At 66.4% G+C, this 985-nt stretch carries 2 protein-coding genes; one reads left to right on the top strand and one right to left on the bottom strand.

Annotated elements, in window-relative coordinates; translation table 11 throughout:
* Positions 1-209 (top strand): hypothetical protein (locus tag AC1ROY_RS34020; RefSeq protein ID WP_493153389.1); only part of this gene is annotated, 209 nt, incomplete at its 5' end.
* Between the two features lie 258 nt (positions 210-467).
* On the opposite strand, the gene AC1ROY_RS34015 is transcribed toward AC1ROY_RS34020, so the two are convergent.
* Positions 468-899 carry a tripartite tricarboxylate transporter substrate-binding protein gene (locus AC1ROY_RS34015; protein ID WP_493153390.1) on the bottom strand — a complete coding sequence of 144 codons (432 nt, stop codon included), beginning with the start codon at positions 897-899 and terminating at the stop codon, positions 468-470.
* Between the last annotated feature and the right edge of the window lie 86 nt (positions 900-985).

The raw sequence follows: 985 nt of genomic DNA, 5'->3' as shown, positions 1-985 counted from the left end.
GGTGGAGCAGCCCGGTAGCTCGTCAGGCTCATAACCTGAAGGTCACAGGTTCAAATCCTGTCCCCGCATCCAAAATCAGAAAGCCCGCCGGCTATGCCGGCGGGCTTTCGATGTTTGAGTTGGCCGCATCCGATTTTGGCGTGGAGGGCCCCGCCAAAGGCGCATGTGGCGTCAAGGCCTCCTGTTCAAGATGCCAGGTCTTCTCCTGAGCGAGGAAGGATGCGGTCTCCCAGACCGCGCTGTCGCGGAACGCAGGCCCGGCCAAGGAAGCATCGCCGACCACTTCCCGCCCGCTCGCGTGCGCGATCGCTGTCCCATATTACACCAGTTCCTGCGGGGAGTGACTCACGAAGGGGATTCCGCGACGCGGCGGGGATGTGATTCAAGTTGGTAAACCTTGGAAGGCTCATCATGGCGGGCGCGGGTCGTGTCCGATCGTGTGACGGCCGGACTTCGCGCGACGAAATCTATTCGAGACGAATGTCGAGTTGTCGGACGACGCCGCTCCAGGCCTCGCGTTCGCCCCGCTCGAAGGCGGCCAGCTCTTCGGGGCTGCCCGGCTCCGGCATGCCGGCCTGGCTGCGGATGACCTCCACAAAGCCGGGTGCCCGCATGGCCTCGCGCAGCGCGGCATTGAGTTGGGCGATGATGGGCATGGGGGTGCGGGCCGGCACATAGACCGCCTGCCACAGGCTGAGCGTCAGCGGCAGGCCGAGCTCAGCCAGTGTCGGCGCCTCCGGAATCAACGGCAGGCGCTGGGGCGCGGCGACGGCCAGGATGCGCGTGCCGCCGTCGCGCGCCATGGCGGCGGCATTCCCTGCCGGTACCACCATGACATCGACCTGGGAGGCTATCACCGCCTGCACCGCCGGCGCCGAGCCGGTGAAGGGTACGTGCAGGAAGCTGGTTCGTAAGCGCGGTGCCGAGGCCCTTCTTCCGGCGGGTGTGTTGAGTGTGCTGGGTCAGCTTGGAGCGAGGGGACTTC

It is taken from the genome of Roseococcus sp. GW821-FHT12F05, from assembly GCF_058806835.1.
Note: the sequence above shows the minus strand (reverse complement) of the source record. Positions and strands in the feature narration are given on the sequence as shown.